At 41.1% G+C, this 24,371-nt stretch carries 22 protein-coding genes, 1 pseudogene and 1 CRISPR repeat array (1 of these 24 cut by a window edge); of the genes and pseudogenes, 11 read left to right on the top strand and 12 right to left on the bottom strand.

The window, feature by feature from the left end:
- A CRISPR array of direct repeats spans positions 1-638; the repeat unit is 35 nt; unit sequence GTTTTAATTCCTTTACCCCTCACGGGGATGGAAAC (it extends 733 nt beyond the left edge of the window).
- A 9-nt stretch (positions 639-647) separates the two neighbouring features.
- From CAL7507_RS31505 to CAL7507_RS31510, 3 genes are read left to right on the top strand one after another with little or no spacing between them, the layout of a single operon-like run.
- Complete coding sequence (locus CAL7507_RS31505) at positions 648-830, top strand: hypothetical protein (RefSeq protein WP_144051187.1); 183 nt, start codon at positions 648-650, stop codon at positions 828-830.
- Positions 831-882: 52 nt separating this feature from the next.
- A complete protein-coding gene (locus tag CAL7507_RS32210; protein ID WP_160166309.1) occupies positions 883-1,053 on the top strand; it encodes a hypothetical protein in 171 nt (56 codons plus the stop codon).
- Entirely contained in the window at positions 1,031-1,240 is a 210-nt protein-coding gene (locus CAL7507_RS31510) for a hypothetical protein (protein WP_144051188.1), read from the top strand. Before CAL7507_RS32210 ends, CAL7507_RS31510 begins: the two co-directional genes overlap by 23 nt.
- Before the next feature lie 346 nt (positions 1,241-1,586).
- On the opposite strand, the gene CAL7507_RS04400 is transcribed toward CAL7507_RS31510, so the two are convergent.
- The 5 genes and pseudogenes from CAL7507_RS04400 to CAL7507_RS04415 form a co-directional block, all read right to left on the bottom strand.
- Positions 1,587-2,408, bottom strand: a complete 822-nt coding sequence (locus CAL7507_RS04400) for a DNA adenine methylase (RefSeq protein ID WP_042341802.1) — start codon at positions 2,406-2,408, stop codon at positions 1,587-1,589.
- Positions 2,409-2,497: 89 nt separating this feature from the next.
- On the bottom strand, positions 2,498-2,692 hold the full coding sequence (locus tag CAL7507_RS32955; RefSeq protein ID WP_015127224.1) for a hypothetical protein: 195 nt from the start codon (positions 2,690-2,692) through the stop codon (positions 2,498-2,500).
- Positions 2,693-2,708: 16 nt separating this feature from the next.
- Positions 2,709-2,933 (bottom strand): annotated as a pseudogene (locus CAL7507_RS33620) (DUF3011 domain-containing protein); the annotation flags it as partial.
- A gap of 281 nt (positions 2,934-3,214) precedes the next feature.
- Positions 3,215-4,195, bottom strand: a complete 981-nt coding sequence (gene hemB, locus CAL7507_RS04410; protein WP_015127225.1) for a porphobilinogen synthase — start codon at positions 4,193-4,195, stop codon at positions 3,215-3,217.
- 337 nt (positions 4,196-4,532) lie between these two features.
- On the bottom strand, positions 4,533-4,901 hold the full coding sequence (locus CAL7507_RS04415) for a DUF4870 domain-containing protein (protein ID WP_015127226.1): 369 nt from the start codon (positions 4,899-4,901) through the stop codon (positions 4,533-4,535).
- A gap of 133 nt (positions 4,902-5,034) precedes the next feature.
- Here CAL7507_RS04415 and CAL7507_RS04420 point away from each other — a divergent pair, with 133 nt between their 5' ends.
- The 5 genes from CAL7507_RS04420 (at position 5,035) to CAL7507_RS04440 (ending at position 12,299) form a co-directional block, all read left to right on the top strand.
- The gene (locus CAL7507_RS04420; RefSeq protein ID WP_015127227.1) at positions 5,035-6,663 is read left to right on the top strand and encodes a peptide chain release factor 3; all 1,629 of its coding nucleotides are present in this window, start codon (positions 5,035-5,037) and stop codon (positions 6,661-6,663) included.
- A gap of 147 nt (positions 6,664-6,810) precedes the next feature.
- Positions 6,811-9,078, top strand: coding sequence for a M48 family metalloprotease (locus CAL7507_RS04425; protein ID WP_015127228.1), 2,268 nt, complete (start codon positions 6,811-6,813; stop codon positions 9,076-9,078).
- A gap of 711 nt (positions 9,079-9,789) precedes the next feature.
- Positions 9,790-10,284, top strand: a complete 495-nt coding sequence (locus CAL7507_RS04430) for an RNA-binding protein (RefSeq protein ID WP_015127230.1) — start codon at positions 9,790-9,792, stop codon at positions 10,282-10,284.
- A 446-nt stretch (positions 10,285-10,730) separates the two neighbouring features.
- Positions 10,731-11,696, top strand: a complete 966-nt coding sequence (locus CAL7507_RS04435; RefSeq protein WP_015127231.1) for a protochlorophyllide reductase — start codon at positions 10,731-10,733, stop codon at positions 11,694-11,696.
- A 456-nt stretch (positions 11,697-12,152) separates the two neighbouring features.
- Positions 12,153-12,299: a hypothetical protein gene (locus CAL7507_RS04440; RefSeq protein ID WP_236556876.1), complete on the top strand. Its 147-nt coding sequence runs from the start codon at positions 12,153-12,155 to the stop codon at positions 12,297-12,299.
- Positions 12,300-12,430: 131 nt separating this feature from the next.
- Here CAL7507_RS04440 and CAL7507_RS33565 read toward each other — a convergent pair whose 3' ends face one another.
- The 3 genes from CAL7507_RS33565 to CAL7507_RS04455 all read right to left on the bottom strand — a co-directional run bounded on the left by CAL7507_RS33565 (position 12,431) and on the right by CAL7507_RS04455 (position 16,346).
- Positions 12,431-13,144 carry a rubrerythrin family protein gene (locus CAL7507_RS33565; RefSeq protein ID WP_015127233.1) on the bottom strand — a complete coding sequence of 238 codons (714 nt, stop codon included), beginning with the start codon at positions 13,142-13,144 and terminating at the stop codon, positions 12,431-12,433.
- A 445-nt stretch (positions 13,145-13,589) separates the two neighbouring features.
- The gene (locus CAL7507_RS04450; protein WP_015127234.1) at positions 13,590-14,894 is read right to left on the bottom strand and encodes an efflux RND transporter periplasmic adaptor subunit; all 1,305 of its coding nucleotides are present in this window, start codon (positions 14,892-14,894) and stop codon (positions 13,590-13,592) included.
- 480 nt (positions 14,895-15,374) lie between these two features.
- Positions 15,375-16,346 carry a LysR substrate-binding domain-containing protein gene (locus tag CAL7507_RS04455; RefSeq protein WP_015127235.1) on the bottom strand — a complete coding sequence of 324 codons (972 nt, stop codon included), beginning with the start codon at positions 16,344-16,346 and terminating at the stop codon, positions 15,375-15,377.
- Between the two features lie 374 nt (positions 16,347-16,720).
- On the opposite strand from CAL7507_RS04455, the gene CAL7507_RS04460 reads away from it, so the two are divergent.
- Entirely contained in the window at positions 16,721-17,377 is a 657-nt protein-coding gene (locus CAL7507_RS04460; RefSeq protein WP_015127236.1) for a hypothetical protein, read from the top strand.
- Between the two features lie 158 nt (positions 17,378-17,535).
- Positions 17,536-18,093, top strand: coding sequence for a YidH family protein (locus CAL7507_RS04465; RefSeq protein ID WP_015127237.1), 558 nt, complete (start codon positions 17,536-17,538; stop codon positions 18,091-18,093).
- Positions 18,094-18,362: 269 nt separating this feature from the next.
- On the opposite strand, the gene CAL7507_RS04470 is transcribed toward CAL7507_RS04465, so the two are convergent.
- The 3 genes from CAL7507_RS04470 to CAL7507_RS04480 all read right to left on the bottom strand — a co-directional run bounded on the left by CAL7507_RS04470 (position 18,363) and on the right by CAL7507_RS04480 (position 22,157).
- Positions 18,363-19,190 (bottom strand): metallophosphoesterase, encoded by an 828-nt coding sequence (locus CAL7507_RS04470; protein WP_015127238.1) that lies wholly within the window; start codon positions 19,188-19,190, stop codon positions 18,363-18,365.
- A gap of 112 nt (positions 19,191-19,302) precedes the next feature.
- A complete protein-coding gene (locus CAL7507_RS04475; RefSeq protein ID WP_015127239.1) occupies positions 19,303-20,133 on the bottom strand; it encodes a metallophosphoesterase in 831 nt (276 codons plus the stop codon).
- Positions 20,134-20,453: 320 nt separating this feature from the next.
- The gene (locus tag CAL7507_RS04480; protein WP_015127240.1) at positions 20,454-22,157 is read right to left on the bottom strand and encodes a DUF262 domain-containing protein; all 1,704 of its coding nucleotides are present in this window, start codon (positions 22,155-22,157) and stop codon (positions 20,454-20,456) included.
- A gap of 200 nt (positions 22,158-22,357) precedes the next feature.
- Here CAL7507_RS04480 and CAL7507_RS04485 point away from each other — a divergent pair, with 200 nt between their 5' ends.
- Complete coding sequence (locus CAL7507_RS04485) at positions 22,358-23,119, top strand: Uma2 family endonuclease (RefSeq protein ID WP_015127241.1); 762 nt, start codon at positions 22,358-22,360, stop codon at positions 23,117-23,119.
- 5 nt (positions 23,120-23,124) lie between these two features.
- On the opposite strand, the gene CAL7507_RS04490 is transcribed toward CAL7507_RS04485, so the two are convergent.
- Entirely contained in the window at positions 23,125-24,318 is a 1,194-nt protein-coding gene (locus CAL7507_RS04490) for an MFS transporter (protein ID WP_015127242.1), read from the bottom strand.
- Positions 24,319-24,371: the final 53 nt, after the last annotated feature.

A 24,371-nucleotide genomic window follows, 5' to 3' on the forward strand; every position in this document is an offset into this window, starting at 1 on the left:
TGTAGTTTTTTTGAGTTTTAATTCCTTTACCCCTCACGGGGATGGAAACTTTCGAGCCAGTGGGAGTAAAATCAAATCTTACTTTCGTTTTAATTCCTTTACCCCTCACGGGGATGGAAACATTAGTTATTGACAACCGCAACTCCATTGGCTGTCATCGTTTTAATTCCTTTACCCCTCACGGGGATGGAAACTGAACTACCAGAAAAATTAGAGCTATCAAAGAAAGAGGTTTTAATTCCTTTACCCCTCACGGGGATGGAAACCCTTGGTTGCTGGCAGTCCGTCCAAACGCAATTCCTGCATTGGTTTTAATTCCTTTACCCCTCACGGGGATGGAAACCGCTCTGATTTGTAGCTAATTCACCTCTTGGTTGTGCAGGGGTTTTAATTCCTTTACCCCTCACGGGGATGGAAACTCTCTCATAGCAACTATATGTAATAGTTGTAGGTGTACGAGTTTTAATTCCTTTACCCCTCACGGGGATGGAAACAAGTTCAACACTATTCCCAACGCAATCATCCACTTGTTTTAATTCCTTTACCCCTCACGGGGATGGAAACTTTCCTCGAATACCCGAGCTATAGAGAAATGATGTAAGTGTTTTAATTCCTTTACCCCTCACGGGGATGGAAACAAAATAGCATTGTTTGGGTCAGCTTTGGGCAAAGATGTTTTAAATCTCTGCTGTGAAATCACAGGCGATCGCATTTTTCATGAGATATCAAGCTATTGTCAGGCGATCGCTTTTTTAAGCAGTGCTGTGAAATCACAGGCGATCGCATTTTTCAGGGGATATCAAGCTATTGTCAGGCGATCGCTTTTTTAAGTCAGTGCTGTGAAATCACAGGCGATCGCATTTTTCAGGGGATATCAAGCTATTGTCAGGCGATCGCTTTTTTAAACAGTGCTGTGAAATCACAGGCGATCGCATTTTTCAGGGGATATCAAGCTATTGTCAGGCGATCGCTTTTTTAAGCAGTGCTGTGAAATCACAGGCGATCGCATTTTTCAGGGGATATCAAGCTATTGTCAGGCGATCGCTTTTTTAAGCAGTGCTGTGAAATCACAGGCGATCGCATTTTTCAGGGGATATCAAGCTATTGTCAGGCGATCGCTTTTTTAAGCAGTGCTGTGAGATCACAGGCGATCGCATTTTTCAGGGGATATCAAGCTATTGTCAGGCGATCGCTTTGGGAGCATCCCACTTTTTTAAATGCTCCGTCATTGCGAGCATAACGAAGTGAAGCGTTCGCGGAGCGTGTCGCAGACAAGCAATCGCAAGATTTTCCACTCATAACAAGTCTATGCGATTGCTTCGTCGTTCCTCCTCGCAATGACATTTTGGTTTTTCTCCTTCTGCATAATAAAAACTGGGATGCACCCATCGCTTTTTGTAATAAACCCCTTGAAAAAGTCATATTTTCGCGCTCTTCTTTGCGCCTACCCTGCGGGAACGACTTCTCTACGAGACGCTACGCGAACGTCAAATGCGCGAGCTTTTAAAAGAATTATTCAGCAACACCAAAGCATTTATGTAATAAATCTATTAATGCTGTCATAAAATAAAAACTCATATATGAAGTCAGATGAAACGTTTAATTTCATAATTGCTAATAAATAACTCTTTACCTTTAGCAGCAATACTCTTTTTATAGTTATTCATACCATATTGCAATTCCCATTCCCAGACATTTGCTAATTGAAAATTGTTTCTTACTTCAGGTGAATCATCGTAAGTGATTAACCAAGAGTGAGGACATTTTATAATCAATTCAGCAAACTTTCGATCCTCAAAAGATGTGTGTAAATCACCATCTTTACCATATAACTTAGATTTTTTAGCAATGAAATAAGGAGGATCTAAAAATATAAATACATCTTTTCCATCAACTTGTAAAAGTTCACTATAATCTAAATTGGTAATCTTTACATCTGGTGTGAGGATTTTTTCTAATTTCTCTAAGCGTTCTATGGATGAATAAGTAAAGCGTTTATGAAAAGCCTCCTCAGAAAATCCCCCAGATTCAACAGTGCCAGAAAAAGTAATTCTATTGAGAATAAAAAAGCGCACTGCTCTATCGAAATTAGATAAACTGTTAGTATCTACACTGGTTAATTCCTCAAATAGTAATTTCCCATTTATACATTTATCTTTAGCACAACGTATTTCTTTCACTAGTTGAGGTAAAGCAGATTGAGCATATTTCCAAAACAGAAATAACTCACAGTTTAAATCATTAATCCAGATTTTTAAGTTGGGAATTTTTTGCTTTAAATAGATAAATACAGAACCGCCACCAACGAAAGGTTCTCGAAACTCCGAGAAACTACCTGGTAAGTATTCCGCTATTTGGTTAATGGCTTTTGATTTACCACCCGGATAACGTAGTGGACTTTTGATCAGCCTTATTTTCTTCACTAATATTTTAAGCTTTTGATTATGCGCGATAAAAAACTCCACCCACTCTGGGAATGGAGTTCCCGTCTGAGTTTCTATGAAATACCCAGTTGACTATCTGTTATTTCTATCGTACCTATCATTTCCATCATTTCTATCGTATCTATCATTTCCATCATTTCTATCGTATCTATCATTTCCATCATTTCTATCGTATCTATCATTTCTACCGTTTCTGTTATTTCTACCGTTTCTGCGATCGCCAACTGCGAACTCAGCTCGACAACCATTTTTCACCCAAATACGATTTCTCTCATAACCCCAATTCCCTCTACAACTGGCGTTAGATAATTGCCTAACAAGCCTCACTCTACCTCTATTAGGTATTGAACAACTATTCCTCTGATTATTTTGGCTTGCACAAGTTATTACCGCCTGAGCTGAAGCGGGATTTGCAGTGCCCAAAAGTGTACCTATACCGACACTTGCAGCCACGAAGGTAGCTACAATTATGTGATTTCGCATAGACATAATTAAATATTCTACTTATTCAAAACAGAAACTATATTTATTGTAGCGAACTAAATTAATAGCCAATTTTTAACTCAGATTAAATGCAACTATTCTTTGCATTCTCAACAGGATTAAAGGCAGTAGAGTAATCTTATTTATTTGTATAAAAGTAATATCACTTGTAGTCAAACGAATACTTAATCCAAACAACAATCTCATGCCCAAACACCAAAACACAAAGCAAAAACTTTGCGCCTTTGCGCCTACGCATGAGATTTTCCACTCTTCAATTGTCCAGCTTACTTTAACCAACGTGCCGCATCTTTAGCATGATAAGTCAAAATCAAATCAGCACCAGCGCGTTTAAACCCAGTCAAAGTTTCCATCACCACACGCTCCTCATCAATCCACCCATTTAAGGCAGCGGCTTTCACCATAGAATACTCACCAGAGACATTGTAAGCAGCCACAGGTAAATTACTCGCTTCCTTAACACGCCAGATGATATCCATATATGCCAAAGCTGGCTTCACCATCAGCATATCAGCGCCTTCAGCAATATCAAGGTCAATTTCTTTAATCGCTTCACGCGCATTACCTGGGTCCATTTGGTAAGTTCTTCTGTCACCAAACTGCGGGGTTGAGTCAGCAGCATCACGGAAAGGCCCATAGTAACCCGAAGCATACTTAGCAGCATAAGACATTATCGGTGTATCTTGGAATCCTGCTTCATCCAAACCTGCGCGAATTGCCTGCACAAAGCCATCCATCATCCCTGAAGGCGCGATGATATCTGCACCAGCTTTAGCTTGGGAAACTGCTGTTTTTTTCAGTAATTCTAGTGTGGGGTCATTTAAAACCCGTCCTGTCAAATCACCTACTTGCAGATAACCACAGTGACCATGACTTGTATACTCACACAAACAAGTATCAGCGATGACAATCAAATCTGGTACTGCTGTTTTTACCGCAGTTGCTGCTTTTTGGACAATACCACAATCATGCCAAGCACCAGTAGCATCGACATCTTTATCTTCAGGAATTCCAAAGAGAATAATTGCGGGAATTCCTAAGTCATAAACTTCTTTTGCCTCTTCCACAATTTTGTCTACCGAAAGTTGGTAGACTCCAGGCATGGATTTGACTTCCTTCGCAATTCCTTCACCTGCTACAGCAAACAGAGGGTAGATTAAATCACTCGTTGTCAGAACAGTTTCACGTACCATCCGGCGTAGTTGGGGATGGGTCCGCAGACGGCGGGGGCGATGAGTGGGAAACATAAAGTTTTATGAAGAATAACAACGCAAATGGACACAATACAAAGCGTCACAAAAACTAGGGCAAACCTCGGTTTTGTAAGACAGACTACCAACAGTGCTTAACTGTCCTTTGCCCTACTGTTGATGAAGCTGTGGGGCAATTTTGTTTTTGTATTGTACAGCTTGAGTGACATCCATCTCACGGCTTACAAACAAAACTATCTTAAAAATTTTTGTAAATTAATTTAGGGATTGGGGATTGGGTATTGGGTATTGGGTATTGGGTATTGGGTAAGCTTTTCACAAATTACCAATTACTTATTGCCTATTGCCTATTCCCCAATTCCCATCATTCATGTTAAAAGACTCGGAAAATAAATGGATAACGAAAGGGTACTTCTGGATTACTAAATACGTGAGTTAGTGCCCAAATTGTTAGTCCCCAGTGCAATACATAACCTAAGCCTGCTAGTGGTCCTAGCAATAATAATGGCAGTACTAACCAACCTGTGAGGAAAAACATAGCTCCCAGAATTGCTCCATAAAACCACACATTAAAATGGAAGTTTATTGATTCTTTGGCATTTTCTTTGACAACAGGATCGTCACTTGTAAACAGTAGGGCGATAGGTATGCCTACAGATATAAGTGTGGTACTAAAAAAAATGGCTCCATGAGATAGAGCAGATAACAGCTTTCTCTTGTCTGGATCGTATGTGTTATGCATTCTTTTCTCGTGTGACATTAAATGGTTGGTGATATTGCGACCCTATCACGCACGTCGTTGTCTTAAGATTAAAAGACTCGCTAGAGTCGGAAAAAATTAAGTTAAGTTAATTAACAAGCAAACAATTACACTTATGTCAACTGAACTTCAGTCTGATCTTCATCAAGCAGTTGAACTTCGCCGCAATTTTGCGATTATATCTCACCCCGACGCAGGTAAAACTACTCTTACAGAAAAGCTACTACTCTACGGAGGGGCAATTCACGAAGCTGGGGCGGTGAAGGCGCGGCGGGCGCAGCGTAAGGCAACATCTGACTGGATGGCGATGGAACAGCAACGGGGTATTTCTATTACCTCGACGGTGTTGCAGTTTGAATACAAGAATTGTCAGATTAATTTGCTAGACACTCCTGGACACCAGGATTTTAGTGAAGATACGTATCGGACTTTAGCCGCAGCAGATAATGCGGTGATGCTAATTGACGTGGCTAAGGGTTTGGAACCACAGACACGGAAGTTGTTTGAGGTGTGTAAAATGCGGGGTATCCCAATTTTCACGTTTGTGAATAAACTCGATCGCCCAGGCAGAGAACCTCTAGAATTGTTGGACGAGATTGAGCAAGAGTTGGGATTGCAGACCTACGCGGTTAATTGGCCGATTGGGATGGGCGATCGCTTTAAAGGTGTGTATGATCGTCATCAACAACAAATCCACCTATTTGAACGTAGCGCCCACGGTAGCCGCGAAGCCCTGGATACCATAATTGATTTAGGTGATGCCAGAATTGAGGAACTTCTAGAACAAGACCTGTATCATCAACTTAAAAATGATATAGAACTATTAGAAGGAGTGGGAGATGAATTAGACTTGCAGTTGGTACATCAAGGACGCATGACACCAGTGTTCTTTGGTAGCGCCATGACGAACTTTGGGGTGGAGTTATTCCTCAGGTACTTTCTGGACTACGCCCTAAAACCCGGTACACATCACAGCAGCCTTGGTGAAGTTCCCCCCACTTATCCAGAGTTCTCCGGCTTTGTTTTCAAACTCCAGGCGAATATGGACCCAAAACACCGCGATCGCGTCGCATTTGTCCGGGTCTGCACTGGTAAGTTTGAAAAGGATATGACAGTGAATCATGCACGGACTGGTAAAGCAGTGCGTCTGTCTCGCCCGCAAAAACTCTTCGCCCAAGAACGAGAATCGATTGATGTCGCCTATCCCGGTGATGTGATCGGTTTGAACAATCCCGGCGTTTTTGCGATCGGTGACACAATTTACACTGGACAGAAGCTGGAATATGAAGGAATTCCGTATTTTTCACCGGAACTGTTTGCAACTCTCAGGAACCCCAACCCCTCAAAGTTTAAGCAATTCCAAAAAGGCATTTCGGAATTGCGAGAAGAGGGTGCTGTACAAATTATGTACTCCAATGATGAAGCCAAACGCGATCCCATCTTAGCGGCTGTGGGTCAGTTGCAATTCGAGGTGGTACAGTTTCGTCTGCAAAATGAGTATGGCGTAGAAACCATACTAGAATTGTTGCCTTATAGCGTCGCCCGTTGGGTAGCAGGTGGTTGGGAAGCTTTGAATAAGGTGGGACGTTTATTCAACAGTACTACAGTCAAAGATAGTATGGGACGACCAGTGTTGCTGTTCCGTAATGAATGGAATTGTCAGCAGTTAGAGGGAGACCATCCAGAGTTGAAATTAAGCGCCACCGCCCCAGTATTTTCCAGTCAACAGCCAGTGGAAGGATAAGATTGGGGATTAGGGATTAGGGATTAGGGATTGGGGGAGAAATAACTGATAACCCTTGACCCTTGACTCTTGACAGATGACAAATGACAACTGACGACTGACATTTAATAGATTCAGTTATGAAGAGATGGGAGTGCTAGTATTCGTATGCCTTCACATGCAGAATCGTCTTTGGAGGCTGGTTTAGTCGCCCTCAAGCAGGGAAATTACCAAACAGCGATCGCTCAACTAGAACCTGTGGCTAATAGCCAGAAACATGAAACTGCTGGCTTACAAGCCCAGGTTGGTTTAGTGATGGCTTACGCACGCAGTGGCGAAGTTCCCAAGGCGATCGCCCTATGTGAACATCTGGTTGAGAGTCATAATCATCAAGTTCAAGAGTGGGCAAAACGCGCTCTTGAACACTTGACAAAACGCCAAAAACGTCAACAAAAATCACCAAAAAACTCGGAAACGGGATTTGTCGCTTTTGATAATTCCCACTCAGATGCAGTATCAGTTAAAAGTACAGTAGTCGCATCCACAAACTCTCCTACCTCGTCTGCTATTCCAGCAGGTAGTCAACCAATCATATCAGTACCAACAAATTCGGCAATCTTGTCTACAAGTGGCTTTAAGCATACCATAGAAGAAGCGCCGTCTGGCTTGATTAAAGTATCTGGGTTCCGGCCACAAGCTAAACCATTCAGCATTTATTGGCGGCACGCAGGACGCGCTAAAGTATGGCAGCCCCTACAAAAATTTAAGTTACTGCCCTTGCGGTTGTTGACAGCAGGGACATTCATTGCTCTATTTTGGGTGGTGCGAGAAATAGTCAAGTTCGCAATGGGACTAATTAACCAGACTTTAGTCCGACTACCTTACTTAGAGCCGATACAGATTTTATACCGCGACCCTACCATAGTTTTATTCATAGGATTATTTCTAGCGATCGCCCTTTCACCCTGGTTGCTAGATCATCTACTAACAAGGTTTTATGGGCAGCGAGAGTTATCCAAGGAAATTTTAACAGGTCGCAGTCGTGAAACCATTCGAGTTTTGCAACGTTGTTGCCAACAACGGCGCTGGCCATTACCTAAACTACGGATTTTACCCATAGCGGCACCAGTTGTCTTAACCTATGGTAATCTCGCCCGCAATGCCCGGATTGTGGTAAGTCAGGGGTTGTTAGATCAACTAGCAGATGATGAAATTGCTGTCATCTACGCCACTCAAATCGGGCATATTGTCCACAGAGATTTTGTAGTGATGTCTCTGATGCTGCTGGTAACGCTACCCATCTACAAGTTATATCAACAATTTTCGGAATGGGGAGACAGAGTACCACAGAAAATTTGGCGTTGGCCCTATACCATTGTGGCTAGTCTCGCTTATGTGGTTTGGTGTTTACTGACTGGGACTGCGTTGTTTTTGTCGAAGTTACGGCTGTATTATAGCGATCGCCTAGCCTCCGAAATTACCGGCAATCCCAACGCCTTGACTCGCGCTTTACTCAAAATGACTATTGGCATTGCTAGTGATGTCGCCAAACAAGAACACACCAGTTGGCAATTAGAAAGCTTAAATCTCCTTGCACCTGTAAGCTACCACCAGAGCATCTCTTTAGGTAGTGTTGCTGGTCACATCTCCTTTGAATCAATCTTGATGTGGGAAAGTTTCAATCCCTATCGCCATTGGTTCACAATCAATAATACTCATCCAATGATTGGCGATCGCATCCAACGCCTCTCCAAAATAGCCCGTCACTGGCATCTCGACCCAGAACTACATTTAATCACTGAACAATCTTTCAAAGGAAAGCATCAATCTTTCTTGTTACAAATTGCCCCTTGGCTAGGTATTCCCCTAGGTTTTTTATTTGCAGGTCTAATTTGGCTGACTTGGCAAATTGCCTTCGCCATCAAGCTTTTAAACCTCAAGTGGATCTACCAGGATTGGTCTTTTGTCACCGGTTGCCTACTAATTGGCTTTAGTATCGGTATCGTCATTCGGATGAATTCTATGTTTCCGGATATCCAACCTGCCACAGTCCAAACAGACGATCGCCTCCCCAACCTCTTAGCTAACCCCTCTGCCATTCCCATCGACAGCATCAATGTTTGTCTAGTCGGCAAACTATTAGGTCGTGAAGGTGTCAGCAACTGCCTAGCACAAGACTTAATCCTCCAGTCAAACATCGGTTTAGTGAAATTACACCATATTTCCTGGTTAGGACAGTCAATCAATCCTCAAGATTGGATAGGTCGGCAGGTTATTGTTACAGGCTGGTTTCGGCGTGGTGCAACCCCCTGGATTGATATCCAAACCTTGCAAACTCAGAATGGTACAACCCTCAATAGTTCTCATCCCATCTGGTCTACGATTTTGGCAGTCGCAGCACAAGCATGGGGCGCATACATTTTCCTCACAGGCTAGTACAAAAAGGCTGAAGTCTGAAGTCTGAAGTCTGAAAGGAATAAAGCTTTACAGTCAGCATCTGAGCGTTTTGTAGTGGTTGGTTTATTTGCGCCGTGATGAGCTAGTTATCGGGAATGGCAAATGACAAATATGTAAAGAAAAGTTGCAGATTATTTTCACAAGTGTTACATTTATTTACACAAACCTTGTCAATCCCCACAACTCAGCATCCTAGCTTAGTTGTAGGCTTTAACCATGTTTGCCAATATCTCCTTTTTTTCTCCCAACACAGCAGCAAATCGACCAGCCACTGGCTGGTTTTTGTTTCAAATTTACCCTGTTGAGAAAAAAATGTATTTTATGCTACGATTCAATAAGGCTATTGCCAAAAATGTAGGCGCTGAACTAGCTACGTAGAAAATACCGTGATAATGTAGGAAATGGTATTTTATTCTGCGAACAGGGGCATAGAAGAAGACGTTTACTGTGGCAGGTAGTGGGCTATTTAATTTACAAATCTTAGAATTAAGGTGTTATGAGCCGAGCGTCCTGCGCGCTTTTGTATTAAGCAAGCTTGATCCCAACGAAAAACTGTATTGTATAGGTTGACAGTTTGGAGTAAAAAAATTGGTTTATGGCAGTTTTGGTCACTAGCATTTATATGAAAGCCAAAGCCATGTGATTGTTTTCTCACCTTGCCATGTTCATTCAACTCTGGAGGTATAGTTCATGTCCGTTCGCCTATACATAGGTAATTTGCCAAAAGAAGAAATAGATCGTCAAGAGCTGCAAGCAGTTTTTGCTGCTGAAGGTGACGCCGTCACGACAAAACTAATCAAAGACCGGAAAACTGGCAAATGTCGCGGTTTCGGTTTTCTCACAGTCAACAACGATGAACAAGCAGATCAGATTATTGAAAAGTATAATGGTCAATTGTTCAAAGACACTGCCATCAAGTTAGAAAAGGCATTGCCTCGCACTAAAGGTGAGGAAGGCGAGGAACAAGCGCCTAAAGCTGCCCCGAGTCCCAGCAGCACTCCTGCTCCAAACACAAACAAAGAAAGCAGCAGCCGTCGAGAGAAAAGTTCTAAGAAGCCCCGTCGCGGTGGCAGTACACGGGAAACTGTCACTTCTTCTGATTCAGATGCAATTCGTCCAGATCCCCGTTGGGCTTCTGAATTAGAAAAGCTGAAGCAGATGCTAGCCGCTCAAGCAACAAATTAACCTCCCCAAGAGAAAAATTAAAAATTAAAAGTCAGACTTTTTTGATTTTTAATTTTTAATTTTCCATTGCTCCTCCAGAGTCAAAACTATCAACTTGAGGGCATAGCAAGATTATTCAGCTCAAATATCTTCAGACTGCATAAGTATTTATGTTACAAAAAGCTAACTTTATACCTCTGCACTTACAAAAGGTGTAAAGACGGCTAACAAGTTCAACCCCTTCAGTCACGACACCAAGTAATCAGGTGAGATTGAGGGGGTTTTGATATAAACGACAAAAAATTTACAATAAAACGAAAAAGTGCATATGAGTTCGTCAGAACTGCCTAATCTATCGATACCCTTAGCGCTGCTAGGTTTAATTGTTCTAGCTGCGGTGTTTTTCAGTCGTTAGTTTTGCCAGACCACTACTTGTAAAGAAATGTAAAGAAGGGAGTATAAACAGAATGGGAGAACATCAAAAATCAACAGTCGTAATCACAGGTGCTTCCTCGGGGGTGGGCTTGCAAGCAGCAAAAGCGCTTGCCCAAAGAGGGGATTGGCATGTGGTGATGGCCTGTCGAAATTTAGAAAAAACAGAAAGCGCTGCCCAATCTGTGGGAATACCCCAGGACAGCTACACAATTATGCATCTCGACTTAGCTTCTTTAGAAAGTGTTCGACAATTTGTGAAAAACTTTCGGGAAAGCGGCAAATCACTAGATGCTTTAGTGTGCAATGCTGCAATCTATATGCCTTTATTAAAAGAGCCATTGCGAACTCCAGAAGGATATGAATTGAGTGTTGGCACTAATCACTTGGGACATTTCCTTTTGTGTAACCTCCTCCTGGAAGACTTGAAGAACTCATCAACTCCGGAACCAAGGCTAGTGATTTTGGGAACCGTCACCCACAACCCGAAGGAACTGGGAGGGAAAATACCGCCACGTCCAGATTTAGGTGATCTCAAAGGCTTGGCAGAGGGATTTAAAGCACCCTACGCGATGATTGATGGTAAGAAGTTTGAACCTGTCAAAGCTTACAAAGACAGCAAAGTCTGTAATGTGTTGACAATGAAGGAGCTGCATCGGCGCTATCACAAGTCACATGCTATTACCTTCAGTTCTCTTTACCCCGGATGTGTGGCGACAACAGCACTATTCCGCGATCACTATCCTTTATTTCAGAAACTCTTCCCGTTATTCCAAAAGTACATCACTGGAGGGTTCGTGACTGAGGAGGAATCTGGTAAACGGGTTGCAGAGGTGGTTGCTGATCCTGAATATAACGAATCTGGTGCTTATTGGAGTTGGGGAAATAGACAGAAGAAAAATGGTAAATCTTTTGTGAAAGAGGTTTCGCCAGAAGCAAGCGATGATGAAAAAGCAAAGCGCCTGTGGGAATTAAGCGAAAAGTTGGTTGGACTGGCGTGACAAGTTCGTCAACTTGTTTGTAGTTAAGACTTTATCCCTTGATTTTTTAAGCACTAAAGTGCTTACTACAAACCTCTTCTTTTGGGACAGACCACTAGTAGCTGATAATACTAGAATTTTAACCGTGTGATAAGTAGCGCCTACTACAAGTAATTCTTGACTTTCCTTCTAAAATCAAATTCGTCAAGCTGTTATGCAGCTAATCAAGTGTCTTCTCCTCTCTGTCACAGTCCAGAGGGGAATTTTTCTTCTCAGGGAAAACACACAATTTTTTACATAAAATTTGTTATTTCTAGTAAAAATACGGGAATATTAACATCGGACGGGGCTAAGGTATACAGACGATACAGTCGTTTTCCTTACTCCAAACTTGTAACCAGGGATTCTGGAGTTTAGGCTATGCTTGAAAGCTTGATAAAGATAACGAATAAAAACACGGACGCTTTAGTAGATATAGTGCTTGGTTTTTACTTAGATGGCGACACTATTGATCGACAGCAAATCGAACGAGAACTGCTCGACTTGGAGACTAAGCATCATATTGGAGTTGGTGAAAAATTGGTGCAAAAACTACGGCAATTAGCGGCAGATAGGGGTTTGTAAGATAATACAGTTCAGTTAGGCTGGAATTCAATATCTCGTAGAGGCACGGTTATTGTATGTATTAAACAATTGTGGATACCGTGCCCCTAAAAATATCATTAATTGTGCGATCGCCTTAACTCAAGGAAATCTTAGGCAGCAACTTTTTCTTCCAGTGGTTTAAAAGTTTTTTTGCTAGCACCACAGATAGGACAATGCCAGTCATCAGGAATTTGTTCAAAAGGTGTACCAGGAGCAATTCCTGAATCAGGATCACCAGCAACGGGATCGTAAATCATACTGCATTGTCGGCAAATCCATTTACGAGTTTTGGGATCTTCACTAGCAACTTTGGTTGTGACTTGTCCGCCATTTAATACTTCTAAAGCTTCGGCGTAGCGATCGGCATGGTAATTTTCGATAAATTTTAGCAAGCCAAAGCGATGTGCTGCTTCTCGAAAAGTGTTGGCATGATCGGTAGATTCTTTAGCTTGCTTGAGAAATTCTTCAGTAGCCGGATGATCGCGATCGCGTTGAGCTGCAGCCGCAAAATCTGGATACATTGTAGTATATTCATAAGTCTCACCCTCAATTGCTAAAGATAAGCAGTGAGACATAATCTCTTTCTTTTGAGCTTCAGTTAAAGCATCTGCATCTTCAACAACTAGTTCTGGGTGTAGCAAGACAAAATGTGCAAAAGCATGTTCAGTTTCCTGATCTGCTGTTTCTTTAAAAAGTTTCGCTAAGTCTTTAAACCCTAGTTTGCGTGCTACCTCAGCAAAAAAAAGATATTTACGATTTGCCATCGATTCACCGCCGAAGGCAGCTTCTAAGTTTTGCAGAGTAGTAAAATTTGACAAATTCATAATTTTTAGATGCCTGTGAAGTGATATTGTGTAGCGAAAACAGACACTAAATCGGGTAAATGAGCTATTTAAACGTGATAATTGAAACGTTTTATACAACGTTTTTTAGCTCATATTTACTCACCCGTTTTTTTAGCTGCTCCAGAATAATTATAAAACTGAAAAGGTTTGTATCTGTCAAACAATTTTGGATTTTTGATGTGGGATTTTGGATGAACCCCATAGATAAATACGCCGACAATCTGCATATTTTTAACTTTGCTAAAATCCATCAAACTTACTCACGCTTATCACCCTCTTCCCCTTCGTCAACATGGGAAAATTAAATACCATCAAGCTTAGGTGATTTCTAGAAATAATTTTACCAATTAGAGGGCAAACGTTTGTTTGCCCCTACGGTTAACTCACAATTCCCTGGTAATTTCTATTGGAGGAAATCTCCTTATTACTCAGGAGCGATCGCATCACCATCTTTAAGATTCAGCAACCCTGAGGTAATAATTTTTTCATCTGGTAGCAATCCAGCGAGAACTTGATAATTATTGTCTCTGACTTTACCTAACTTTACCTGCTTTTGCCGAGCGACTAATCGAGAAACTCCAGGAGGAGAAGTTTCTGTTTGTGCTACATAAACAAAAGTCGCTCCCGCTACACGAGATACGGCTGTCGTTGGGATTAAAACACCAGGTTGCTGATTCCAAATCACTCTAGCACGCACTAATTGATTTGCTTTGAGCAAACTTTGGGAGTTATTTAAAAGTGCTTTAACCAGTATTGGCTGAGTATTATTTTCAGGGTTGAAAGTAATCGAATATACTCGACTCATACCCAATATTTGACCTTGTCCATCCATCACCTGCACTGGTATTCCTCTACGTAATTGGACTCCCCGCTCACGTGGTACAGAAATTTTTACATCTAAAGGCTGGTTTTGCGTGATGGTAGCTATTGGTGTAGCAGGATTAATGAAATCACCCACTTTGACAGGGATATCGCCAATAGTGCCATTGAAAGGAGCAATAATTTTGTAGTATTGAAGGACTTGTGTATTTACCTGAGACTGCTGCAATGATGTTTTTGCCTGTAACACAGCAGCTTGCAAAGATTGAATCCTGGTATCAATTGTCCTCAGTTTCGCTTTAGTTGTCGCTAGCTTATTGGCATACTGATCTACCATTCGCCGAGGTACTGCGCCTTGTTCTGCGAGGCTGGCGTACCTTTCATAGTCTTGCTGATTCAATCTCACATCAGTCAGGTTAGATAACTTTTCAGCTTGCAGAGATTGAAGTGTAGCGCGAGCATTTTCCAGTTGTACTTGAGCTACCTGAGTAGTTGCAACATCAATCCCATTAACTGCAGCTTGTTGCTGTCGGGGATTGACTTCGATAATTGCTGTACCTTTAACTACTGGATCTCCTAATTTGAGGAGTATCTGGGTGACTTGTCCTTGAATACTCGGTTGCACCTTGATAGAATACCGAGACTCTAGGCTAGCAATAAAATCTGAACTATCTTCAATGATGCCGGTTTGGACTGGAGACAACTGGACTCGTATTCCTTGTTGAGCGTTAGGATTTGAGGCTGCTGAGTCTTTAAAAATTAGCGATCGCCAAACTACAGCGGTTGCACCCACAATTAGTAATAGTACAGCTAACCATAACCTCAGTTGCCGACCTTTGTTAACAGATGCTTCTAATAATGTTTGTGGAGAACTTTCTTGACTATCAGTTTGTGGTTCAGGGGATGTCATGATATACAGGAAACTTCCGAAAATTTCAACTAAAACTAAATCAGAATTTAGACTTTCAAAATGCAAATTACTTATTTAGCATGAGGCTCCGTTGCGAATTATCTATTAGCTCATCTAAATATACTGCTTTTAGAATTTAGTCTAATCTATCGAAAGGTGAGTGATAAAATCTAGTTGAAAATTTAGCTTTCACTGTTGTCTTTTCAGTGCGTCCGGAAGATTGTTTAACTTTGTCGTGAATTCACTGATTTTATAGGTATATAGTCGTATGTAATAAAACATTAATAAAACAAAACAGGTGGTGGGAAAACCCCGCCCCTACTGGCTTGGCGATTTAAAACTGTATCTCACTGATCTGAAAACCCCTATATAAAGTAACTTAATTGTAAGATTCCCGACTGATTAAAAAGTCGGGAATCTTATAAAAATAGGAAAATTCAATTTCCTATTCCAAGTTTTCCAGGAAGTCTGCTGTTATCTTTAATTGACTGACATTGATGAACTTTTATGTGTGTCATCCAACAAAGATGATATCAAGGTCTGTTCAAATGTTTTTGAGAGAGCAGTTTGAAATCGCTGCCGATGCTTGAGTTTGAAAAAAGGGCGTACTATCTCCACACTAATACCACGTTTGTCTCTGTTATCAATAACTCGGATGGCACGCAGAGTTCCCAGTTGTAGTTCTTTTTTAACCATCAACTCAGAAATTCCTGTTGCACCCACACCGTTTTCAATAGCAGCTTTTGCCATTTCACCACTGTTGAATACCAAAATTACATTGAGTTCATTGAGATTGATTCCCCAATTTTCTAAGGCTTCCTCAAACCTTTGCTGTGTACCAGAACCGTGTTCTCGCATTACCCAAGGGGTTTGAGTAAGTTCTGTTAAATAAATTTCTCCCCGTTCAAACCACGGGTGTGTTTTGCCAACAACAATTTGCAGGCGATCGCTGCCCATAATTTCATACTCCAGAGTAGTCTGGAGTGATGGTTTCACATCCCCTTCTACCAAACCCAAGTCAAACTGCCCCATTGCTGTGCCTACACAAATCGTTTCCGCATTGGCAAGAGTACAGTCAACGGAAATACCGGGATATTGACTCTTAAAATCACTAATCTTACTAGGTAGCCAATAGTTACCAATTGTCAGACTAGCTCCTAATTTCAATTCACCCCGCTGCAGATTGTTTAATTCTCGCAATCCCCTTTCAGTGAGGGCGACTTGATCGAGAATTTTCCGCGCCTCCACTTTGAGTAACTTGCCAGCCTCAGCAATCTCGATATGGCGACCGATCCGATGGAACAATTTTACTCGGTACTCCTGCTCTAAGCTTTGGATCGCCGCACTGACAGCAGGTTGGGTAATATAAAGCTCTTCCGCCGCCCGAGTAAAGTGTAGGTGTTCCGCCACAGCTACAAAGATTCTGAGCTGTTCCAGCGTCATCCCTGCCATTTTAAATGTCCTTAAAGTTGAAGGTCAAATTTTTAATCACTTGTAGTTATCATTTTGACAAAAAAAAGCACTTGATTCTATCGTTTAGCTTGTTTAAAGTATAAATCAAAGCCTTTGACACCGGATCTAAGCAACTGAGGCAAAGTTTGCAAACAAAAGTTGAGCGAAACAGCGACACGCATTTATGCGTAGGTTTGATCGATTGTTCCACATAAAAGTTGCATATTCACAAGGGTTAGACCATTGATAGCAGAGCCGAAGGAAATCTCCCTATCCGCTCAACAGTCAACAGTCAACAGTCAACGACCATCATGATTTCATTTAGAGCAAATTTCTGCCCACAAAACATAGCATCTTCCAACAGGAGAAAAAATATGAAACTCTTTAAATCTCTGTTAGTTGTTTTAATGGTGTTGGCAAATCTAGCCTTTGCCCAACCTTCTTTTGCGGATAGACCAAAATTCATCAACAACCCTGACTATATAGAAGTCACCAAAGCTATAAACGAACTCACTCAAGCACAAAATTCCCCAACCCCTGTTGAGGGGACAACACCAGAAGAAACTCAGAAAAAAATCGATGAGTTAGCCTTTCAAAAATATGCTTTAGAAACAGGAATCAACTGGGGTCAATGTCTTAACCAAACAGGTAAGACCCTAGCTATCTATGGTAAAAAGCCGAAGAAAGAAAACAACCTTAACTCCCCATACGACAATGGTCTGTATTTTTTAGCAGATGGTCAATCCACCAAAGCTAAATGGGATTGCGATGGATTCTATCTGCCGAATGATGCCAAAATCGCCGATTTAAGAATTGACGGTCAAGCTCAAGAATTTACAGGGCCAGTTGCAGTTAAGATACCTGATGGTAGTCAGTTGGCGATTAAAACTAATCCAGAAACTGGAGCAATTGAAGTCAACGTTCCTAATTCTAAAATCGTTCAAGGCAATGAGGCTAACTGGTTTATCCCTAATGTGTCGCAGGCTTTGATTGATACACGAGTTCCCAACGCACCTAGCAAAAAGTCTTGACGTTGATCAAGTATTTTTCTCAATTTAAATAGAGTCACAGCCAAAATTAGAGAAATCTTAGGTAAACAACTCTCTGAATTTTGGCTGATTTCTTGATTTATCCTCACGATTTTAGGCTTGTTTTATTTAGATATCTGCATTACAATACTTTGAAGAAAATGTCTAAGGTAAATCGATATATTTTAGGGGTGCGGCGATCGCGCACTATGCAAATAGTCTGGAAAGATATTTGCTACCATCTTGGCGTTTTTTATAGAAAAGCTTTCTTGGGAATCAGGGTATTATTGATGCGGTTAACATCCAAACCCACAGCCGAAACAGAAGATAAAAAAAAGCTAGCACGACTGAATCCGTCACGAGTGCGTGATCACTTAGCTAACGAACGCACCTACTTAGCCTGGATGCGAACAGCGATCGCCTTGTTGGGTTTTGGTGTTGTTATCGTTCGTCTGCGTGCCTTCCAAGCACCCTTAGTACCTCGTCCTGGCACCGGCTGGATGTTAGGTTTAGTATTCTCGCTAGTAGGCTTAGTAACGGTATGGCTCTCAACAGGTCACTATTTTGCCGTTCGTCGTGATATTGAAGAAGATACCTACGAACCATCAGATCGCTGGGTACTCTTGTTTAGTTTGGCGATTATGATTCTTGGTTCTGGAGTCATCTATTTTGTTTTTACAACTCCTTTAGACCCATTAAGTTCAGTGATACCCGAGTAAGGATGCTGCTGGTGAATCAGCACTCAGACTAATGGTCTGTCTCCTTGATTTTACAGGGTTATACCATTTCACTTTAATAATGATACAGATGCGTTGGTAAGGGCACCGCATTGCCCATTGGTGTCAACTTAAGGCTAAAGCCTTTGAAAATCAAGACTTTGGCTCTTTTGTAGGGTGGGTTAGGCTTTGCCGTAACCCACCATCACCAACGCTTGCTCAACCTAACGTCTACCTTAAGTTGACACCAATGAGGGGAACCCTGTCCCTACCTATATTAATGTGATTACAGTTACTTCTGGTGGGCAAAATAACCGACCTGGTCGATAAGTTCCTAAGCCACGATTGACGTATAACTGATTGTTAGCTACACGGTGAAATCCCTGGGCCCATTCCCAATATCGTACGACTTTAGAAGCGTCTCCTAGCAAGAATGTCACCCAACGCCGCCATTTGATGGGCAATTTTTTCAATAATTTTTTATAATGAAAAACTAAAGGGCCAATCCCTGGTAATACGATATGTCCACCGTGGGTATGACCTGATAGTTGCAAATCTACTCGCCATTTTTGCAATATCATCGCAGTGTCTGGATTGTGTGATAAAACAATGCGGGGTATAGCTGAATTTAGTTGATTCATCACTGGTGCTGGATAAAATTCCTGTGACCAATAATCAGCTAGTCCTACCAATGGCAATTCTGTGCCTAGTGGATAAGCAATTTGATTCCAAAGTACATGAATTCCAATACTAGTAAACGCATCTGTAACTTCTGCTTTGGAGTGACTGAGTTGTATGTCATGGTTTCCGAGTACCGCATAAACACCACAGCGACTTTCTAAATGTTTGAGTCGTCGTACCAATTGGTGAATGGGAGTAGGATCATCTGTGACATAATCGCCGGTTAAGAGAATTAAATCAGGTTCTGCTTCGTTGCTAAGTGCGATCGCTTGTTCTAACATTTCTTCCGATAGCCGCAAACCATCGTAATGAAAATCTGATAGTTGCACAAGCCTTGTACCTTGTAAAGATGCAGGTAAATTTGCAATCTTAACCGTTAGTTTATCTACTCTTAAATGTCCCGTAAATAACCAATGCATAGTTCAACAGACACTCCTCATAGCAGCGCTTACAGCTTACCAAAAATCAAAATGTATCTTGCATAAATTAAATAACTGATAACTGTTGACTGTTGACTGATAACTGAATTAATTATGCGCTTTGTAGCGTTAGGATAGTAACTTCTGGCGGACAGAATAAACGTCCTGGTTCATAAGTTCCTAAGCCACGATTGACGTATAACTGATTATCTCCTACCCGATGTAAACCCTGTGACCATTCCCAATGACGCAATACAGAGTAATCACGCCGCAAACCTGGAATTCGACGGCGTATTTTTGTAGGAATTCTTCGTACTATTTTTTTGTAATAGAGTGCTACAGGGCCAATCCCTGGAATCACGATTTGACCACCATGAGTATGACCAGATAATTGTAAATCTACTCGCCATGCTTGTAATATCTCTGCTGTATCAGGGTTGTGGGATAAAACAATTCGGGGAGTAGCGGGGTCTAGCTGGCTCATAACTGACGTAGGATTGAATTCTTGTGAACATTGATCTGCTAATCCTACTATTGGTAATTCTTTTCCCAGCGGATAAGCGATTTGGTTCCAAAGAACGTGAATCCCAATATTATTGAGGGCGGCGGTAATTTCTGTTTGTGAATGTCTGTGGCGGATATCGTGGTTCCCCAGTATGGCATAAATACCGGCGCGACTTTGTAGACGTTTGAGTCGCAGCACTAGGGCGTGAATTGGTTCTGGGCTGGTGGTTACATAGTCGCCTGTCAAGAGAACTAAATCTGGTTTAGCGGCGTTGCTAACTGCGATCGCTCGTTCTAGCATTTCTTCTGACAGCCGCAAACCGTCATAATGAAAATCGGACATCTGCACCAGTTTCTTACCATGTAAACGTTCAGGCAAATCTGCAATCTTAACCGTTAATCTCTCCGTACTCAACGGTCCAGATAATAACCAGTGCATAAGTAGCTCAATAATCCTTAAGAATAGCGCTTATAGCCTAACGAAAAATCCTCCTTCTGATTGTTACAACCGAACTAACTTCTTGAAAAATTCATGAAACCTGTAAGTTGATTACGTATTTATACTTACTTATGCTAATTTTATATCACAATTTTATTGTCTTAATTTTCTGCAAGGCTAAATATACTTGTATTTAACTCAATACGGTTCAGTTAAGGATGATTGGTCTTTCAAGACGCGATAAATCGCCGTCTCGACATCAGGGTTTTTTGGCTCAACTGAACTGTATTGGTATTTAACTGCGATCGCCGGGTAAAAACCTAATCCTGTAACCGCCAGACTTCCTTAAGCTTATCAATTAGCTGTTTTTGGCGCTTTTCAATGATTTCAGGTGTCCATTTCTCTTCCCTCAAAACTTGTGTAGTTAGCGCAAAATTTGCCACACCTGTTTTACTGGTGAAATACTCTTCTTTCTTCCGTTTAAAATCGTAATTTCCTGCCTGACTGTTTTTACTCCGAGAAAGCAAAACCAGATTTCCTAAGCGATGGGTATAGTTCTCACGTTCTTCTGGGCTGGGAAACCAAGTTATCCATTCACTCTTAGCAGGTGGATTTTGGGGTAACACATGCTCAACAGTAATATTAGAGAAGTGATAGGCAGCTTTCCCCTCAGAGAGTGCAGCGTCTAAACGTAGTAGAACATAAAGCCTAATTTTTCTAATTAAATAAAGGTGATCATTCAATATTTTAACGATATTGCTTTGCTCTTTAGGCTGTAGTTGCAGTGGTGAATTAGGTGTGTACAAGTCTTCTTCATTCTCAATAGCCTTTAGTAATTTGCTGTAACGTTCAATGCGTTCATTGATATTAAATCTTTGAATCATTAGACATGAAGCAAGGCGATCTAGATCGGAGAAAAAACGCAGTAATAAGTCAGGATAATAGTAGTTTTTTGATAGATATAAAATAGCTGGAGGTATCCAGTCGGAATTATCAATATAATTGTATAGCCACCTAAATAATTCATAAATTTTATCTTTTAATGCGATATTATCACTATAATATGCTTGATTAGCAATATCAAAAAAAGCATCAGCTAATGGAATTAGAGTTTTATCAATAAACTCTTCAGGGTAATCAGTAGGACAAGGTTTAACATCTTTCATGAACTCCTTGAGTATGCTTTCACTAGGCTTGGATTTACCATGAATCATTCTGATGTGTGAGAATAGGCTCTTAAATATATCTCGACCTAGTTTCTCTTCTATTTCTTCCCATTTTTTACTGTATTTTTCCTGCCGCTTTTCAGAGGGGATTTTACCGATAATTTCTGCCTTGAAAATATCTGCATGAGATAAATCCATACCTCGATTATTCATCACAGAAAATATTCGATATGCAGAATCAATATCAGGAGTGGAGACAACTACTAAAAAACATCTTTTAATTATGAATTGAGTCAAGTGAAGCAGATAGAATTCACTAGAAGCTTGTAAGCGCTGCAAAAAGAATAATGCGTTATCTTTGAGATTTTTCTGGCTATCGGATAGTTTCGCATTAGGTAATTTTTTCAGTTTATCAATACCATCTTTATCCTGAATATATTCCTGAAAAAACTTTGCATCTCGCTCACGCAAATTTAAACGATAGACATTATGATCAGGGTCAAAATCATCTTCTTGATATAAATATTTGGTTAATATATGTTTGTGTGGTTGAGAAACTAATGCCCGTAAAGTAGTTAGAAGAACAGTGATTGTGGTTAAACGCTGTTGACCATCCACAACTTGGGCATCTGGTTTATCTCTTTTTATGAGTACAATACTTCCTAAGAAATAAGGGTTTATTTCATCAATTTTCTCGTCACTGTCTCCTAAAGCAGTAATCAAATCTTCGAGTAGTTCTCCAGCTTGCTCAGTTGTCCAAGCATAAGGACGCTGATATAGAGGAATACTAAAGACAAAATCGTCGCTAAATACTTTATGAATAGGATATTCAGTAGCTTGAATTTTAGTTGTACTCATATATATCTCCTTTCTAGGCGTGGTAGATTACACTGTCCTTAAAGCTAGTGTTCCCATTAATAAGCAACTTTTGAGGGTGTTGTGGTATTTTTATGCTTGAGGTGATGGTAAGAAGAGATTCACCCCTATGTCTACAAACCTGATCAGACAATATCGGCTAATCTAAATATATAGAAGCTCAAAGTAGGGAGAGCTACATTATGTCAACTGACATCACAAAAGAGACAATCTCCCAGAACGTAGAATCGTGGGACTGGGAAAACCCCCCTATGCCTCCCACTGACTTGATTTTTGATGATGGTGAACCTTTGGAGAGTAATCGTCACCGCATTGCGATGAATGCCCTAATTCGTTCGTTACAACAAGCTTGGGCTGACCGTAACGACTTCTTTACGGGTGGTAATATGTTTGTCTACTACAACAGCGCCCAAGTTCGGAATAAAGACTTCCGTGGGCCTGATTTTTTTGTAGTGTTGGATGTTGATGGCAATAACTCTAGACAAGGTTGGGTAGTGTGGGATGAAGGTGGGCGTTACCCGGATGTGATTGTAGAGTTAATGTCACCAACGACTGCTAAAGTTGACACGACAACCAAAAAGGATATTTATGAAAGGGTTTTCCGAACACGGGACTACTTTGTTTTTAACCCTTTTGAACCTAATTCCCTTCAAGGATGGCGGTTAGATGTTAACCTGCGTTATCAACGCATAGCACCAAATGGACAAGGGTGGCTGTGGTGTGAAACTTTGGGCTTGTGGTTGGGAACATGGGAAGGAACAATAGACAGAGAGACAGCAGTTTGGTTGCGGTTTTATAATCGCGCTGGAACTCTGGTTTTGTTACCAGAAGAAGCAGCTATCACTGAAGTGGAACAGGAACGTCAAAAAGCTGAACAGGAACGTCAAAAAGCTGAAAGATTGACAGCACAGTTACGAGCATTAGGGATAGAGCCGGATGTGTGAAAGTATTAGGCGAGTTGAATTTTCTTGCTCATCATAATACATCCAGCTATCGCAAAAAAAGCCACTTCTGCTAATAAAAATGCTCCCATAGAAGTCATCCCTACTTGTTTGATTAAAATTGGCACTAGAGCAGTTGCGCCGGCACTACCACCAAAATATAATCCAGTACTTAAGCCTGCTTGATTGGGGGGAACCTTACTCAAAGCGAAAGGAATCATACTGACAAAAACTAAACTAAAACTAATACCAAAAGCAAGTATGAATGCGACTACGAGGATGTCATTGTCATTTAATAATGCTAGCCCCATCAAGCCTGTCATTGTTCCTAAGCCAAGTGTAATTGCCTTATTAGCACCAAGTTGAGCAGTCCATTCTCCTAGAGGAATTGAAGCGATCGCTGAGACTAAAAATATGCCAGAGGTAATAAATTCTAGTTTAATACTGGGGAGTTGAGTTTGTAATTCTAAAGGGAATATTGACATTAGTAGATTCACTTCCAATCCCGCACCAAAGCCGACACAAAAAATCAAAATTAACAATATAGGAGGAGTAGTTGCGGGGATATCTTGATTGATAGTAGAGGGATTAAAGGAGTGATTGGGAGTTGATGAGCGCAAAATATATGCTCCCATAATCAAGGCGATCGCTCCCAGAAGAAAAGTCATCGATGCACCAATTTTGTTGAGCAAGATATCTAATATTGGGCCAATAGCGCCAACTAACCCAAACACAAACACCAGGATAGCATTCGCTTGGGGTAATTCTGTCACAGGCGCAAACTGCATTAATAATGCGATCGCCGGGCCACGAAAGATAATCATTGCCACTACCCAAGCAGTCATCAAAACAGGTACTACCCAACGCACAGCGCCTTGTAAATTTTGTTCGACTAACAGCGAGACAGCAACAAAAATCAAACCTGCTAACGTTACCCCAACACTGATCAAAGGTAAGCGATTTCCTAAGTAGTGCTGGATGCGATCGGAAAGCCCTCCCACAACTGGTTCTATCACAATTGAGAGTAATCCTTGAATTATCCCTAAACTACCTGCTAGTTCGGAAAATTCCAGCTTTTGTAAAATTTTTGGTTGAAACAGCCCGTATGCCATCCAACTAAAGATAATAGCTGCCAGCAACGTAGCTAATCCCCAAACTTGTCGCCATAAAATCTCAGGGCGGGAACTGAAAGAGTTAACCATAATATTGTCTTAGTTGCTTGTGTCAGTGGTGCAATTGTAAGATAAATCTCAAT

The organism is Calothrix sp. PCC 7507 (assembly GCF_000316575.1).
Taxonomy (GTDB): domain Bacteria; phylum Cyanobacteriota; class Cyanobacteriia; order Cyanobacteriales; family Nostocaceae; genus Fortiea.

What these genes read in the sequence shown, in the direction of transcription:
- CAL7507_RS04450 (WP_015127234.1), bottom strand. Translation starts at nt 14,894, where the DNA reads ATGACATCCCCTGAACCACAAACTGATAGTCAAGAAAGTTCTCCACAA.
- CAL7507_RS04475 (WP_015127239.1), bottom strand. Translation starts at nt 20,133, where the DNA reads ATGCACTGGTTATTATCTGGACCGTTGAGTACGGAGAGATTAACGGTT.
- CAL7507_RS04430 (WP_015127230.1), top strand. Translation starts at nt 9,790, where the DNA reads ATGTCCGTTCGCCTATACATAGGTAATTTGCCAAAAGAAGAAATAGAT.
- CAL7507_RS04420 (WP_015127227.1), top strand. Translation starts at nt 5,035, where the DNA reads ATGTCAACTGAACTTCAGTCTGATCTTCATCAAGCAGTTGAACTTCGC.
- CAL7507_RS04435 (WP_015127231.1), top strand. Translation starts at nt 10,731, where the DNA reads ATGGGAGAACATCAAAAATCAACAGTCGTAATCACAGGTGCTTCCTCG.
- CAL7507_RS04465 (WP_015127237.1), top strand. Translation starts at nt 17,536, where the DNA reads ATGTCTAAGGTAAATCGATATATTTTAGGGGTGCGGCGATCGCGCACT.
- CAL7507_RS04480 (WP_015127240.1), bottom strand. Translation starts at nt 22,157, where the DNA reads ATGAGTACAACTAAAATTCAAGCTACTGAATATCCTATTCATAAAGTA.
- CAL7507_RS04455 (WP_015127235.1), bottom strand. Translation starts at nt 16,346, where the DNA reads ATGGCAGGGATGACGCTGGAACAGCTCAGAATCTTTGTAGCTGTGGCG.
- CAL7507_RS04425 (WP_015127228.1), top strand. Translation starts at nt 6,811, where the DNA reads ATGCCTTCACATGCAGAATCGTCTTTGGAGGCTGGTTTAGTCGCCCTC.
- CAL7507_RS32955 (WP_015127224.1), bottom strand. Translation starts at nt 2,692, where the DNA reads ATGGTTGTCGAGCTGAGTTCGCAGTTGGCGATCGCAGAAACGGTAGAA.
- CAL7507_RS04470 (WP_015127238.1), bottom strand. Translation starts at nt 19,190, where the DNA reads ATGCATTGGTTATTTACGGGACATTTAAGAGTAGATAAACTAACGGTT.
- CAL7507_RS04460 (WP_015127236.1), top strand. Translation starts at nt 16,721, where the DNA reads ATGAAACTCTTTAAATCTCTGTTAGTTGTTTTAATGGTGTTGGCAAAT.
- hemB (WP_015127225.1), bottom strand. Translation starts at nt 4,195, where the DNA reads ATGTTTCCCACTCATCGCCCCCGCCGTCTGCGGACCCATCCCCAACTA.
- CAL7507_RS33565 (WP_015127233.1), bottom strand. Translation starts at nt 13,144, where the DNA reads ATGAATTTGTCAAATTTTACTACTCTGCAAAACTTAGAAGCTGCCTTC.
- CAL7507_RS04485 (WP_015127241.1), top strand. Translation starts at nt 22,358, where the DNA reads ATGTCAACTGACATCACAAAAGAGACAATCTCCCAGAACGTAGAATCG.
- CAL7507_RS04490 (WP_015127242.1), bottom strand. Translation starts at nt 24,318, where the DNA reads ATGGTTAACTCTTTCAGTTCCCGCCCTGAGATTTTATGGCGACAAGTT.
- CAL7507_RS04415 (WP_015127226.1), bottom strand. Translation starts at nt 4,901, where the DNA reads ATGCATAACACATACGATCCAGACAAGAGAAAGCTGTTATCTGCTCTA.